The sequence below is a fragment of the Bacillus sp. SRL543 genome (genome assembly GCF_984799205.1).
Map to the genome: position 1 here is coordinate 1,247,518 of NZ_OZ481794.1, position 14,126 is coordinate 1,261,643.

15 protein-coding genes are annotated in these 14,126 nt (G+C 46.9%); 11 read left to right on the forward strand and 4 right to left on the reverse strand.

The genetic code is table 11. The features are described from left to right. Window position 1 precedes the first annotated feature (1 nt). Window positions 2-520 carry a hypothetical protein gene (locus tag AC4E8B_RS06445; protein ID WP_490217754.1) on the forward strand — a complete coding sequence of 173 codons (519 nt, stop codon included), beginning with the start codon at window positions 2-4 and terminating at the stop codon, window positions 518-520. A 54-nt stretch (window positions 521-574) separates the two neighbouring features. Continuing rightward, window positions 575-832, forward strand: coding sequence for a GlsB/YeaQ/YmgE family stress response membrane protein (locus AC4E8B_RS06450; protein WP_490217755.1), 258 nt, complete (start codon window positions 575-577; stop codon window positions 830-832). A 454-nt stretch (window positions 833-1,286) separates the two neighbouring features. Here the strand turns inward: AC4E8B_RS06450 and AC4E8B_RS06455 are convergent, their stop codons facing one another. Next, window positions 1,287-2,144, reverse strand: coding sequence for an RluA family pseudouridine synthase (locus tag AC4E8B_RS06455; protein WP_490219535.1), 858 nt, complete (start codon window positions 2,142-2,144; stop codon window positions 1,287-1,289). A gap of 390 nt (window positions 2,145-2,534) precedes the next feature. Between AC4E8B_RS06455 and AC4E8B_RS06460 the strand changes: the two genes are divergently transcribed. After that, on the forward strand, window positions 2,535-2,933 hold the full coding sequence (locus AC4E8B_RS06460) for a YhcU family protein (protein WP_490217756.1): 399 nt from the start codon (window positions 2,535-2,537) through the stop codon (window positions 2,931-2,933). A gap of 1,227 nt (window positions 2,934-4,160) precedes the next feature. Here AC4E8B_RS06460 and AC4E8B_RS06465 read toward each other — a convergent pair. After that, window positions 4,161-4,631 (reverse strand): thioredoxin family protein, encoded by a 471-nt coding sequence (locus AC4E8B_RS06465; RefSeq protein WP_490217757.1) that lies wholly within the window; start codon window positions 4,629-4,631, stop codon window positions 4,161-4,163. Window position 4,632: 1 nt separating this feature from the next. Further along, complete coding sequence (locus AC4E8B_RS06470) at window positions 4,633-5,070, reverse strand: disulfide oxidoreductase (protein ID WP_490217758.1); 438 nt, start codon at window positions 5,068-5,070, stop codon at window positions 4,633-4,635. Window positions 5,071-5,304: 234 nt separating this feature from the next. On the opposite strand from AC4E8B_RS06470, the gene AC4E8B_RS06475 reads away from it, so the two are divergent. The 7 genes from AC4E8B_RS06475 (at window position 5,305) to AC4E8B_RS06505 (ending at window position 13,288) form a co-directional block, all read left to right on the forward strand. After that, window positions 5,305-5,856 carry a Rossmann-fold NAD(P)-binding domain-containing protein gene (locus AC4E8B_RS06475; protein WP_490217760.1) on the forward strand — a complete coding sequence of 184 codons (552 nt, stop codon included), beginning with the start codon at window positions 5,305-5,307 and terminating at the stop codon, window positions 5,854-5,856. A 49-nt stretch (window positions 5,857-5,905) separates the two neighbouring features. Beyond that, window positions 5,906-7,444 (forward strand): GNAT family N-acetyltransferase, encoded by a 1,539-nt coding sequence (locus tag AC4E8B_RS06480; RefSeq protein ID WP_490217761.1) that lies wholly within the window; start codon window positions 5,906-5,908, stop codon window positions 7,442-7,444. Between the two features lie 231 nt (window positions 7,445-7,675). Beyond that, complete coding sequence (locus AC4E8B_RS06485; RefSeq protein ID WP_490217762.1) at window positions 7,676-9,430, forward strand: phospho-sugar mutase; 1,755 nt, start codon at window positions 7,676-7,678, stop codon at window positions 9,428-9,430. Between the two features lie 166 nt (window positions 9,431-9,596). After that, window positions 9,597-10,715: a GAF domain-containing sensor histidine kinase gene (locus AC4E8B_RS06490; RefSeq protein ID WP_490217763.1), complete on the forward strand. Its 1,119-nt coding sequence runs from the start codon at window positions 9,597-9,599 to the stop codon at window positions 10,713-10,715. A gap of 11 nt (window positions 10,716-10,726) precedes the next feature. Next, on the forward strand, window positions 10,727-11,362 hold the full coding sequence (locus tag AC4E8B_RS06495) for a response regulator (protein ID WP_490219537.1): 636 nt from the start codon (window positions 10,727-10,729) through the stop codon (window positions 11,360-11,362). Window positions 11,363-11,509: 147 nt separating this feature from the next. Beyond that, window positions 11,510-12,040 (forward strand): NADPH-dependent FMN reductase, encoded by a 531-nt coding sequence (locus AC4E8B_RS06500; RefSeq protein ID WP_490217764.1) that lies wholly within the window; start codon window positions 11,510-11,512, stop codon window positions 12,038-12,040. Between the two features lie 9 nt (window positions 12,041-12,049). Then, on the forward strand, window positions 12,050-13,288 hold the full coding sequence (locus AC4E8B_RS06505; protein WP_490217766.1) for an MFS transporter: 1,239 nt from the start codon (window positions 12,050-12,052) through the stop codon (window positions 13,286-13,288). A gap of 27 nt (window positions 13,289-13,315) precedes the next feature. Here the strand turns inward: AC4E8B_RS06505 and AC4E8B_RS06510 are convergent, their stop codons facing one another. Further along, entirely contained in the window at window positions 13,316-13,564 is a 249-nt protein-coding gene (locus AC4E8B_RS06510) for a YhdB family protein (protein ID WP_490217767.1), read from the reverse strand. Between the two features lie 211 nt (window positions 13,565-13,775). Between AC4E8B_RS06510 and AC4E8B_RS06515 the strand changes: the two genes are divergently transcribed. Next, complete coding sequence (locus AC4E8B_RS06515) at window positions 13,776-14,096, forward strand: DUF3889 domain-containing protein (protein ID WP_490217768.1); 321 nt, start codon at window positions 13,776-13,778, stop codon at window positions 14,094-14,096. Window positions 14,097-14,126 lie beyond the last annotated feature (30 nt).

A 14,126-nucleotide genomic window follows, 5' to 3' on the forward strand; every position in this document is an offset into this window, starting at 1 on the left:
ATTGAAAAGACTCTATTCGGTCCTGATTATTGCTATTTTACTTCTTATAGGATGCAGCAATGGGCAAGAAGCTGAACAGGATTTAGATCAGGCAGCCGGCCAGCTTGAGGAAACAGCTGAAGAAGCAGCCGAATCAGCAAAAGAAAAAACGGAAGAAGCTGCTGCTCAAATCGAGGAAAGTGCACCTGAAACGATTGATAAAATCAAAGGTGCATTAGAGGAAGGCAAGGAAACTGTCAAGCAAGAAATGGTTGAGAATGGGGATACTGTTAAAGCGGAGGAGGATTTTTACCTCGCAGCCACCCCTGAGGCCTACGACAGCCTGTACGAGTTCATCCAGATCAATGATTATGATGGGATCAAACAGCTGGAAGAAGAAAAGAATGCGCTGCTTGTTGAAAAAGGAACCGAACTTGAAGTGCTGGACCGGGATCCGGTCCGTGTCAAAGTGGCGGTAAAAGCCGGTGAAGAAGAAGGCTTTGCGCCAGTCAATCTGTTAGAGCCAGCTGGGAACAGCTGATGCTTTTATAAACTTAATTCTGCAAAAAAAAAAACTAATTAGGAGTGAGAAATTATGTTAAGTTTTCTTTGGGCATTAATTATTGGTGGTATTATCGGGTGGATCGCAGGCATGATCGTAGGAAGAGACATCCCGGGCGGAGTCATTGGTAACATTATCGCAGGTTTCGTCGGAGCTTGGCTCGGTACACTGATTCTTGGCGACTGGGGTCCTGTCGTTGCTGACTTTGCGATCGTCCCGGCCATCATCGGTGCAATTGTCCTTGTATTTGTGCTAAGCCTGATCATGAAAGGCATGCGCAAAGCAGACTAACAAGAGAAAGCCCCTTTTATGGGGGCTTTTTTTTGTGCTTGATTTCAATACGGCCGGCTGGAACCCTCTGATTGAGTTTTTGGTGAATAGAGGGTCTTAGTCAGGTCGGCTGGAACCCTCTGACTGAGTTTTTGGTGAATAGAGGGTCTTAGTCAGGTCGACTGGAACCCTCTGATTGAGTTTTTGGTGAATAGAGGGTCTTAGTCAGGTCGACTGGAACCCTCTGATTGAGTTTTTGGTGAATAGAGGGTCTTAGTCAGGTCGACTGGAACCCTCTGATTGAGTTTTTGGTAATTAGAGGGTCTTAGTCAGGTCGACTGGAACCCTCTGATTGAGTTTTTGGTGAATAGAGGGTCTTAGTCAGCTGGACTGGAACCTTCTGTTTGATTTTTTCAGAGTCTAGAGGGTTCCAGTGCACCCAGCTTGAATCCTATATTTGTTTCTGCAGGAAGATCTACAGCTGCTCCGGCTGAAATCCTCTAAACATTTCAGGGCAGTCCGTTATAGGTGCGTAACAGACCACCGCTTCCTCTGTAAAGGGATGCGGCACCTCCAGCTTGGCGGCATGAAGGGCCTGGCGGGGATAGACCGGGCTGCCTCCATACAATCTGTCCCCGGTCAATGGGTGGCCCATATCACTGAAATGGACTCTGATCTGATGGGTCCTCCCTGTTTCCAGGCGGCAGGAAACAAGAGTCTGCTGCTCTTTGGGAAAGACATCAGCAACTTTATAATGAGTGACCGCTTCCTGTCCGCCAGGAGAGACACGCCTTCTTGTGGGGTGATGCCTGTCCCGGCCGATCGGCTTGCGGATCACCCCTTTTTTTTGTCTAATGATACCGTCTGCCATGGCGATATAAGTCCGTTTGATTTTTCTTTCCTTAAGAAGCTGATCAAGCATGCCACCTGCAAGTGAATGCTTGGCAAACAATACAGCACCCGTAGTATCTTTATCAAGGCGGTGGATGTGCTTGATATGGCGATATTCCCCTTTGGCCAGGAGATGATAGGCAGCAGCATTGGCAAGCGTGTCTTCCTGCATCGGCTCATTTGGATGGGTGTCCATGCCGGCAGGCTTATTGAGAATCAGCATGTGATCATCTTCATACAGCACGTCAATTTCATAATAAGCAGGCTTTACGCCGAAATCCTCTTCAGTAAAAATCTTCAATCCGAGCCTGCTGCCTTTGGAAAGCGGCGCTGTCCAGCGGGGAGCCGAGCCGTCCACCATAATGCCTTTTTCCATCCGCATCAGATGGATTTGCTTTTTGGGGGCATTCCAGCGGCTGCGGAGAAGCTCCTCAAGCGTCAGGCCCTCCCAGTGGCTGGGGATTATAATTTCAAACCAATCTCCTTTTTTCTTCGTAATAATATAAAGCCCTCCTTCAGCCAGTATTTTCCTATAATAGTCAGCCGATGATTCACATATAAATCATACATGAAAAAAGTTTCCATGCAATGGATGCCAGCAGCCGATTTATACCTCTACAGCATGCTCCATTATTGTATAATTGAAAGCGGATAAGCCAAAAGACATATTTTTATGTAAAAAAAAGCGGTTTCTTTATTCGTGATTTCCTAGTCTATGTAAAAAAATACCGTCTCCATGGGTATAATTACCACCCTTAGAGATTCCGCTGATATGTTATTCTAGGAATATATGTTACGAAATGATTACAAGGATTACAAAGGTGGGTTTTCAGTGAAAGTAGTTTTTGCATCAACTCCTAACCAGGAAGAGAGGATAAGGGAACTGGTAGATTATTTTTATACATCTATTTTTCCTGTTTATTTTTCAGATGAGGATATTAAAGAGTTTGAACAGCTGAAGGTGCTGCATACTTCTACCAGGCATTTTGAATATTTCGGGACTTTAAAGGAAGCATTTCAGGTGATCGCCAGCCTGCAGACGCTGATTTCCATCCTGGAATCTTCTGATCCGGAAAACCGATATGAGGGTATTTTCCAGAAGAACGTACATATCCTGAAAGATTTCGGATTATTCTTTCCTTTCGGCTTCAGCTCTTTTATTGATGCAAAAGAGCTGAAGGGTGATATGTTTAGTGTGTATACGAAAGCGGCGAATGAGCTTTTGGTTTAAAATGGGGAAGAAATAGTGAGTTTGAAGAACGGGAAGGAGCGGGGGTGCTTCTTGCCGTTTTTTCATGTTGTTGCTATTTCTATTTAAAAAATGATTAGATTGCGCTATAACTGAGGCTGTTGATCTGCACTCCAGGCACTTCGCTTTCCGCGGGGCTGAGTTGAGCCTCCTCACGCTTGCGCGCTGCGGGGTCTCAACATTTCCGCTATCTCCCGCAGGACGTTGAATCCTCTCCTCCGAACACGCTTCGCACGAAGAAAATGCGGATGCATTTTATGAGGAGTCTACGTGCCTTCCGTTCCGATCAACAGGGCTTTTTAAACTTTTGGCAAAGCAAATAAAGAGGTCTACAAGATTTGTTTTAATCCCTTTTTTTATGAGCACAGGGAAAATAAGTCTTCATAAAGTATAAACCCGCTAATTATGGGGCACTCTGCATTACAACCAGCTCCTTCCGTAATGCAGCTCTGATTCGGGAATGTTTGTAACTGCAGGCATTCTGAACGGGTTAACCTGCGATGTTACGAGCAGGGGCTAGTTTTATTGAGGGCAGCATCATGATAGAAGCATGAAGTCTTATCAAAAAATAATTATGGGATTTTATGAAATACAAACGTAAAAACGGAAAGAATGGCTCCTAACGGGTGCGGTTTCCGAGTACAAAACATTAATTTGATGAATATAAGGGTTTTCAGTATATTTACAGGTGTTTAAAACGTAAATTTGCACTCCTTTTAGTAGAGTGAAAGAGGGTTTGAATTGCCAACACGAAATTAATAAGCGGAGCTTTTCCGGTTAGATTGTTAATCTGCCTTGAATGGGTTGAAATAAGCGGATTTTTTCCGGTTAAGGGAAGCAAAATGGTTCATTTTCCTTTTTTTCGGGTCGATAACCGGAATTTCTCCGTCTATTTAAGCTGTTTTTAGAGCTTTTTTAAAATTAGCCGGAATTTCTCCGCTTATCGGTTAACCCGAACTGAACCTCATCCTGTCCCTGGAAGGTTGTAGGTCTGGGCGGGGCACCTATCAGCAGGTATTCTTGGCTCACAAGAACATACGGGTGATTATCTTCAACACTGTGTTATCTCTATAAAAAAAGCTCAGAGCATAATAGCTCCGAGCTTTTTTGTATGCTGATTTCACTGCTAAAGAGTCTGCCAAAAGCACTGCCAATTCGCACTTTGTACTTCAACACTAAACCCGTTAGATGGATCCTTCCCGTTTTTTCTTATTTAGAATTTTCGTTAAACCATTCTTCGAATACTTCTTTGTCTTGTGAACCTGTGATTCTGTTTGTTTCTTTGCCGTTTTTGTACTGAACGATTGTTGGTGTTTCTGTTATTTTGTAGTTGTCCCAGCCGTTTTCGAATTCCCAGAGGTTGAATTGGACCAGGTCGACTCCCATTTCATCTGCGAGGGGGGCGACGACTGGGGTTGTTCTTTGGCAGTGCGGGCATGTCGGGCTGAAGAAGTAGACGGTTGCGTCTTCTCCTGCTTCAAGCTTTTTCTCCAGTTCATCGGGAAGAATGATGTTCTGGTAATTCGGATCATCGAGCTGGTCGATTGTTTCTGACTTCAGATTTTCTGTTCCATAAGGGTTGTCCCCTGATACTTTTTCTTTATTCTGCATGCTGGTGAGGACTGCCACACCTGCAAATAGTGCTATGATAATAACTAAGAATATGATGACTTTCTTCAAATCACACTGCCTCCTTTGTTTTTTTCCAGATGATCAAGCTTGTTATAAAAATAATGATAAATGCTGTCAGCGCAAGCAGGGGAATCGTAATGAATCCAAGCCAGTTGATATATTGGCCTGTGCATGGGACCCTGCCGCATGAAAGGGCACTTTCGCCAAGGAAAGCGACTTTCTGGATGGAATAATGATAAATAGAAATGCATGCACCGGCAGTAGAGAGGATCATTGTATAAAAGCTGATTTTGTAATCTTTTTTAATCACAGCGATCCCGAGTATGACGGCGAGCGGGTACATGGCGATGCGCTGGTACCAGCAGAGTGCGCAGGGCTCATAATGGCGGACTTCGGAAAAATAGAGGCTTCCGAACATCGCCAGGATGGAGGCAGCCCAGGCGAGGAATAACAGGTTCTCCCTCGGGTCTTGTTTTGGCTTATCCATATGCTTCTCCTTTAATTGGTTTATGGTGAAATTATAAAGAGATTCTCCGGGCTTGTAAATTCCCTTGAATTAAAGACACCTAATTTTCACATTTAGCAGCCCCCGGACAGCATGAGTGCAGTTGTGCAGGCATATGCTGTTAACGGCACCCGGAGGTTCCTTCTTTCATTCTACCATTGATGGAGGGGAGGGCATCAGTCCTAATATTATCCTTTCTGTAAAAGGAGCATAAAGATGAAAAAACATGCGTTAGTCATTGGCGGAACGGGTATGTTAAAAAGAGTGATTGAATTGCTCTGCAAAGAAGGATTCCATGTAAGTGCAATGGGCAGAAGCCATGATCATTTTGAAAAGATGATGAGAGAAATTTCTGTACCTGCAGAAAAGGTTTCTTTTATACAAGCAGACTATTACAGTACCGTCCAGTTCCGTGAAGGCTTGATTAAAGCTGTCCGGGACCGGGGTACGTTCGATTTGGCCGCCGTTTGGATGAGAAGCGATGCTTCGGACAGCTTCCGGTGGCTTTTGGAGTACATAGCGAAAGATGACAAGTTGACAGAGCTGTATGAGATTAAAGGCAGCCATGCTTCGAGGGAGCCTTTCAAAGGCCTGGACACTTCCTCTCTCAAGTGGATGAGGATTCTTCTTGGATTCCGTTTTGAAGGGGAAAAGGCCAGATGGCTTACCCATGAGGAGATTTCTGAGGGGGTGCTGAAGGCAATCAGCCTGAAAGCCCCCTTATTTACAGCGGGAGTAACGGAGCCTTGGGAGAAAAGGCCCTCATAGTGTAAATGCCATTAACATAGCAGCCCGAATAAGAGGAGATGCAAACCGTATGTCAAAATTGGATTTGAGCAAGTTTGAGAAAAAAATGATTATCCGCAATACGAAGGATGAAGATATCAGTAAAATCATAGCCCTTCAGGAGCTTTGCTTTCCAGGGATGGACCCGTGGAAGCGGGAGCATTTGGAGAGCCACCTGGAAGTTTTTCCGGAAGGCCAGTTTGTCGCTGAATACGATGGCGATATAATCGGTTCATGTTCCAGCCTCATCATCAATTTCGATGAATATGATGACAGGCACTCCTGGAGCGATGTCACGGATAATGGCTATATTACGAACCATAATCCGGAAGGGTATAATTTATACGGCATCGAAGTGATGGTGCACCCTGAGTTCCGCCGCATGAAAATCGGCTACCGCCTGTATGAAGCACGAAAAGAGCTGGTGCGGGAGATGAACCTGAAAAGCATCATCATCGGAGGCAGGATCCCGAACTATCATAAATATGCCGGGGAGATGAGCCCGCGCGAGTATGTAAGCGAGGTATCCCGCCATAAAGTTTATGATCCTGTCCTCTCTTTCCAGCTCCTTAATGAGTTCAGCCTTATGCGGATCAATCCCAATTATTTGCCGGATGATGTCCAGTCCAACAAATATGCAACCCTGATGGAATGGAATAATGTCGATTATCGGCCAATGACCAAAAGATTTTATAAAACAAGCTACCCTGTAAGGATTTGTGTGGTGCAGTACATGATGAGGCAAATCAGTTCATTCGATGATTTTGCAAACCAGGTGGAATATTTTACGGATGTAGCCTCAGATGCAGGGGCAGATTTCGCAGTCTTCCCGGAAATATTCACAACGCAGCTGATGTCTTTCCTTGATGAAAAATCCCCAAGCCTTGCGGTGCGGAGGGTTACAGAGTACACGGAGCAATATATCGAGCTGTTTAATGATCTTGCTGTCAGATATAATGTCAACATCATCGGCGGCTCCCATTTCGTCAAGGAAGATGATGATGAAATCTATAATATTGCCTATCTTTTCCGGAGAGATGGCACGATTGAAAAGCAATATAAGCTCCATATCACTCCGAATGAGCGTAAATGGTGGGGAATCAGCCGCGGGGATGAAGTGAAGGTATTCGATACAGACTGCGGCAGGATTGCCATCCAGATCTGCTATGATATTGAATTTCCGGAGCTTGCCAGGATTGCGGCGGATAAAGGGGCCAAAATCATTTTCACCCCATTCTGCACGGAAGACCGCCAAGGCTATCTGCGTGTCAAGTACTGTGCACAGGCAAGAGCGGTCGAAAACCAGATCTATACAGTGATTTCGGGAACGGTCGGGAATCTGCCGCAAACAGAGAATATGGACATCCAATATGCGCAGTCAGGCATCTTTGCACCGTCTGACTTTGAATTTGCAAGAGACGGCATCGTCGGCGAGACCAATCCCAATATTGAAATGGTGCTGATCGGGGATGTAGACCTTGAGATCCTCAGGCGCCAGCGCCAGGACGGGACGGTCCGCCAGCTGAAAGACCGGCGCCATGATATCTACAAAATCCAGTACAAAAAATAACTTTAACAGCCTGCCTTTAACTGGCAGGCCTTTTTATATATAATGAAAATGCGGAAATTGTCGCGAAAGCTCGAAGGATTTCAGAAGGAAAACCAGCGGGTGCAGCAGAATTTATAAAGTAAACAGCCCCTGTGAAGGGCTGAGCAAGTACATAACAGACTAATGCAGCAGGAGCGCCAGTTTCTTTGACTGCAATCAGCCTTGTTTGAAGGGCAGCCGGGAGGTAAAGAGATGGACTGGAAACAAAAAGCGGAAAAATGGCTTGGATATGCAAATATGGACAGCAGCCTGCAAAAGGAGCTGGCAGAGCTTCGCCTGGATGACAGCAGGATGGAGGATGCCTTCTATAAAGATCTTGAATTCGGCACAGGCGGCATGAGGGGAGAAATCGGCCCCGGGACCAACAGAATGAACATCTATACAGTCAGGAAGGCAGCAGCCGGCCTTGCTGCCTATATTGAAACATACGGGGCAGAAGCTAAGAAAAGAGGCGCGGCAATCGCGTACGATTCCCGGTATATGTCAAAGGAATTTGCGATGGAGACGGCTAAGACGCTGGCAACGCGCGGAATCCGTGCCTATGTATTCAAAGGTTTGAGGCCGACGCCTGAGTTATCCTTTGCGGTCCGCTATCTGCAGGCTTTTGCCGGGGTCGTAATCACTGCAAGCCATAACCCGCCTGAGTATAATGGCTATAAGGTATACGGCGAGGATGGCGCACAGCTGCCTCCTGAAAGCGCAGACATCGTCATTGAAAAAGTCAATGAAATCGAAAATGAATTGCTGATAGAAGCATCGGAAGAAAAAACGCTGCTGGAGCAGGGGCTCATCGTGATGATCGGGGAAGAAGTGGACCAGGCCTATCAGGAAAAGCTGAAAACCATTTCCGAGAATCCTGTGCTTGGCAGTGAAACAGACATAAAAGTCGTATTCACCCCGCTGCATGGCACGGCCGGGAAGCCTGTGCAGGATATACTGGCAGCGATGGATTACAGGCATGTTTATACAGTTGAGGAGCAGGCTGTTCCAGACCCGGGCTTCTCAACAGTCAAAAGCCCGAATCCGGAAGAACATGCCGCATTTGAACTTGCAATCAAGCTTGGCAATGAGGTTGGGGCAGATCTCCTGATCGCCACAGATCCTGACGCTGACAGGCTCGGAATCGCAGTCAAGGATGGCAAAGGGAAATATACCGTCCTGACAGGGAATCAGACCGGCGCCATTCTGCTCCACTATATTCTGAACGAAAAGAAGGCAAAGGGAACGCTGCCGTCCAATGGCGCAATGCTGAAAACGATTGTTACATCGGAACTGGGTGCAAAGATTGCCGAGTCCCATGATGTCGAGGTTATGAATGTACTTACGGGCTTTAAATTTATCGCCGAAAAGATTAATGCTTTCTACCAGGATAACAGCTACAAATTCCTGTTTGGCTACGAAGAGAGCTATGGCTACCTGATCGGCGACTTTGCCCGTGATAAGGATGCGGTCCAGGCTGCCCTTCTTGCAACAGAAGCATGCGCTTTCTACAAGAAAAAGGGTATGTCCCTGTATGATGCACTGATGGCCATTTACAAAGAATATGGGTATTATCTGGAAGGGCTCAGGTCTCTCACCCTGAAAGGGAAGCAGGGAGCCGAGCTGATCCAGGAGACGCTTGCTTCCTTCCGCAGAGAGCCGATTGAAGTTCTGGGTGAATGGAAGGTCCTGAGGATGGAGGATTATCTGACAGGCCTGGCTAAGCCGGCCTCAGGGGAGGAAGAGCCAATCGGCCTGCCAAAGTCGAATGTCATCAAGTATTTATTTGAGGACGGTTCCTGGATCTGCCTGCGCCCTTCCGGAACAGAGCCGAAGATCAAATTTTATTTCGGAGTCAACAGCACCGGGCTGGAAGAGAGCAGAGAAAAGCTGGCCAGGCTTGAAAACGAGTTCATGAATCTGATTGATGAAAAAATGAAAAAGCTTGAAGAGGCCAAGAAGGCCTGACCAAAGAAAAGGCGGCCGTTCTGCAGAGCAGAATCCGCCTTTTCTTCTGCGCTTTTTTTAACAAAGCAGCTGCAACTTTAGCCGCAGGAGCTCCTCATCCAAAATTCGAAGGCCGAGGCAGTGATAAAGCATTATAATAAAGAGAGAAAAAACGGGAGGCGCGAGGATGACAAAGGAAGACCATCTTTCTGAAGTGAAAATATTAAAAGAAATTGCAGAGCTTCTGAATGAGGGGACCGATGTGAAGTCAGTTCTGCCGGAAGTGCTGAAGAAGCTGCTTGAAGTGACAAATTTGGAAACTGGCTGGATTTTTTTGATTGATGGTGATGGGAGGTATAAGCTTGCTGCGAAAGAGCGCCTTCCCCAGGCATTGTCCCTGAATCATTACGCGCCGATGTGCCATGGCGGCTGCTGGTGCGTTGACAGGTTCAATAATGGCAAGCTGAATAAGGCGACAAATATTATCGGATGCAAGCGGATTGAAGACGCGATTGAAGAAGGGCGCAGCGGCACAAATGGGCTTACCCACCATGCCAGTGTGCCTTTGAGGTCAGGGGACGAGAGGTTCGGCATCCTGAACATCGGCTCCCCTCATAAAATCAGGTTCTCTGATGGGGAGCTGGCTTTATTGGAATCGGTTGCGTTTCAAATAGGAAATGCCCTTAAACGGATCGCCCTGACCCAGCGGGAGCAGGAATTGGCTCTTACGGCCGAGAGAAACCGGCTTGCAAGAGATCTGCATGATTCTGTCAATCAGCTGTTATTTTCCGTAAACTTAACGGCACGTGGCGGAATGGAGATGGCCGATGGGGCCGAAGTGAAGGAAACATTCTCTTACATACAAGATCTTGCCCAGGAGGCGCTCAGCGAGATGAGGGCGCTGATCTGGCAGCTTCGCCCGCGCGGCCTTGAGAACGGGCTTGTCAGCGCGCTGAAAAATTATGGCCAGATGCTCGGCCTCCAGGTTGAGGCAGAAGTCAAAGGGATCATTGCCCTCCCGGGAAAAATTGAAGAAGCATTATGGCGGATGGGGCAGGAAGCCTTCGGGAACTGCAAAAAGCACTCAGGCCAAGATCTGGTGCAGCTTTTTGTGGAGGCAGACAGCAGCAGGGCCACGATGATAATAAAAGATGAAGGCTGCGGCTTCCATTATGACATAGGCAAAGGCCTGCCAAGCATGGGGCTGAACAGCTTGAAGGCAAGGGCTGAGATGCTTAATGGCAGCTGCTCTATCATGACGGCTCCCGGCCATGGGACGGAGATCATGATAAGCATACCAATTTAAGGGGGATAATGATGAAAGTGCGTGTACTAGTGGCAGATGACCACCATGTTGTCAGAAGGGGCCTGATTTTTTTCCTGAAAACACAGCAGGAGATTGAAATTGCCGGAGAAGCAAAGGATGGGAGAGAGGCTGTCGAGCAGACCTTGCGCCTTAAGCCGGATGTAGTCCTTATGGATCTGGATATGCCAATTATGAACGGGATAGAGGCAACGAGGGTGATCAAGCAGGAACACCCGGAAACGAAGGTGTTGATGCTGACCAGCTTTTCTGACCAGGACCATGTTATTCCGGCGCTTGAGGCCGGAGCTTCCGGATATCAGCTGAAGGACATTGAGCCGGATGAGCTTGTCAGGGCGATCGTCCGGGTCATGCAAGGGGAAAATCAGCTGCATCCAAAGGCAACCTCCCACCTTCTGTCCCATTTGTCCAATAAAGATAAAAAGAAAAGCCCCCTGGATGAACTGACAAAAAGGGAACTGGACGTACTAAAGGAGATAGCGAAAGGGAAAAGCAACAAAGAGATCGCTGCTTCTCTTTATATTACTGAAAAAACGGTCAAGACCCATGTATCCAATCTGCTGTCCAAGCTGGAACTGGCGGACCGCACGCAGGCTGCACTCCTGGCTGTGAAGGAAAAGCTGATGTAAGCACGCTCCATCCAAAGTTGTAGGTGCCTGAATTTTCAGTTAGACTAAATATGTATGTAACATTAAAACAAAGCGACGATTTCCGCGGTGCAGTCTCTCCCTATAATAAGAACATAGAGAAGCTACAGAAAAGGAGAGAGAATTAGCATGAAGATAGCAATATTTAGCGGAAGTCCACGAAAAAAGGGCAGGACAGGAATTGCTGCCCGGTATATTGCCAAAAAGTACAACGCTGACCTGATTGATTTAAGTGTGGGGGAAATCCCCCTTTACAGCGGGGAGCAGCACCAGTATGAGCTAACGGCTGTAAAGGAGCTGCGCCAAAGGGCAGCAGAGGCTGACGGGATTGTACTCGCTTCGCCTGAATACCACAGCGCCATGAGCGGGGTTTTGAAAAATGCCCTTGATTTCTTAAGCAGCGACCAGTTTGCCCATAAGCCGGTCGCACTGCTGGCTGTTTCCGGCGGAGGAAAAGGGGGCATCAATGCCCTCAATAATATGAGGACCGTTGGCAGAGGTGTTTATGCGAATGTCATTCCTAAACAGCTTGTGCTTGATCCTCACTGCTTTGATTATGAAAATGACGGGCTGAACGAGGAGCCGGCAGCTCTCGTCGATCAGCTGATGGATGAATTGAAGCTTTATGTAAACGGTTATGTCCAGATGAAAGGCAAGTAAGGAAAAAGCATGAATGGATTGTACCGCGATCGTCGCTTCTGCTTTATTGTTGCTGCCAATATCCTTTCTTCAATCGGGTCGGGGATAACCATGATTGCCATCCCCTGGCTGCTTGCATCTGGTGAAAACGGCGGGAAAGTTTTCGGCTATGCAGCCATAGCCATGACCATTATCAATTTTGCTGTTACACCGTTCTTTGGCCAGCTGATTGACCGCTTTTCACGCAAACGGATCCTTCTGTTCGGGGAAGGAGCAGGCTTTATGATCATCGCCGCCTTTTCCGCCGCAGGCTATTTCGGCCTGGATTATGAAACGGTTCATTTAATGATTCTGTATGGTGCTGGAAGCCTTTATTATACATTGTTTTATCCGTCCATCTTTGCTTTTAACCAGGAGATTTTCGATCCTTCTCACTACAGGAAGCTCAATGGCGCCATGGAAATCCAGGGCCAGCTGTCAAGTGTGGCGGCAGGGGCAATTGCAGCCGCCATCATTGCCTCTGCCCCTCTTGAACTTGTGCTCTTAATGGATGCTTTAACCTATTTGGGCGCATTCGTGCTGTTTTGGCTGATTCCTTATACTTCAAGGGTAAACTCTGCTAAGAAGCATGCGGATCTTCAGTTTGGAAGCGGTTTTCAGTTTTTAAAAGCAAGGCCGGTGCTTTTTGTCTTCCTCTTTGCTTCCATGATGCCGTTCATTGGCGTGATGGTGACCAATTACCTGTTCCCTGTATATATCGCTGATGTGCTGCATGCAGATGCTTCGGTGTATGGTACCCAAAGCATGATATATGGAATAGGAGCTGCATTGGCGGGCCTCGCTGTCCCGGCCATTGCTTTGAAATGGGGAAGTGAAAGATCAATCATTATCACGGTTGGGGCATATACGGCCGCCATTTCTGCTATTGTTTTTATAAAAGATGTTCCATTGTTTTTATCCATGGCCATCCTGCTTGCGTTTGGCAATGCGGGAACAAGGGTGGCAAGGAATGCGCTTATGATGGAAAGGGTGCCGAATCATCTGATCGGCAGGACAGACAGCCTGTTCCGGTCCTTGGGGCTTTTAATCCGGACGCTGCTGCTGATTGTTTTTACCGGGCTGTCAGGAGCCCCCAGCATAGCTTTCAGTTTTTATATTTTATCCTTCCTGCTCCTTTTTTCATTCGCAGCAGCTGTTATAGCAGGAAAGCTGCTCCAGGAAGGACAGCCGGAGAAAACAATAGGGGAAGCAAAGGAAAACACGGCCTGATTGACCGTGTTTTTTGGTGAATTCTGGTTATATTGACAGAGGCTCCTTGAACAGGCTTTCCTCTGAAATTTCATTTGCATGATCGATATATCTCAGCAAAGAATACAAATGCTTCTCAACCATGGAGTAGTCTTTTTCAAAGTTATAAGCATGCAGGAAATGCTCGATTTTCTTTGAAAGAAACTGGTCCTGTGTACGGACCATTAATATCAGCAGATTATCCCATTCTGAACGGTGTGTATAGTAAAGCGCACGGTCATAATCAACTTTATTCATCTGGCTCACCCTCCTGTATTGAGGAGCTGATTTTAGTTTGCTTCCTTCTGCACAGAATTCTCTCAGCAAATGTTGGTCTTCCTGATACAGCGCGGTTATCATCTTTTACCTGCATATGAACAGGCATTGCGGGTTACTTTTGTGCAGCAATGTTCATGTATAGAGGCCGGCCATCTGCGGGAAGATAATGAAAAAGATGGAGGCCTGTAAAATGAAAAAGTATTTCCTTTCTTTGCTGCTTTTGGGGTTCTTATTATCAGCCTTTGCTGCTCCTGCAGCCCTGGCCGTGCAAAAGCCTGATTATGAAAAGTTCGGCCGCATTGCGACTGCCGTCATTAAAGAGGATTATCCAGGGGAAGAGGTCGTCGACTATCAGTACCAGGGGCGCCAGGCATTGTCAGAGAATACGGCCGCCGACCTATTTGAGTTCCAAGTAAAAGAAGGCCAGAAGATGAAGACAGTAGTCGTCAGGGTTTCCCATGATACTGTCAATGACAAGCTGATCAGCTTGTCGGTCGAAGAGAAAAAGTAGCGTACAAAGGGGCTCAGGAGACAGAGCCTC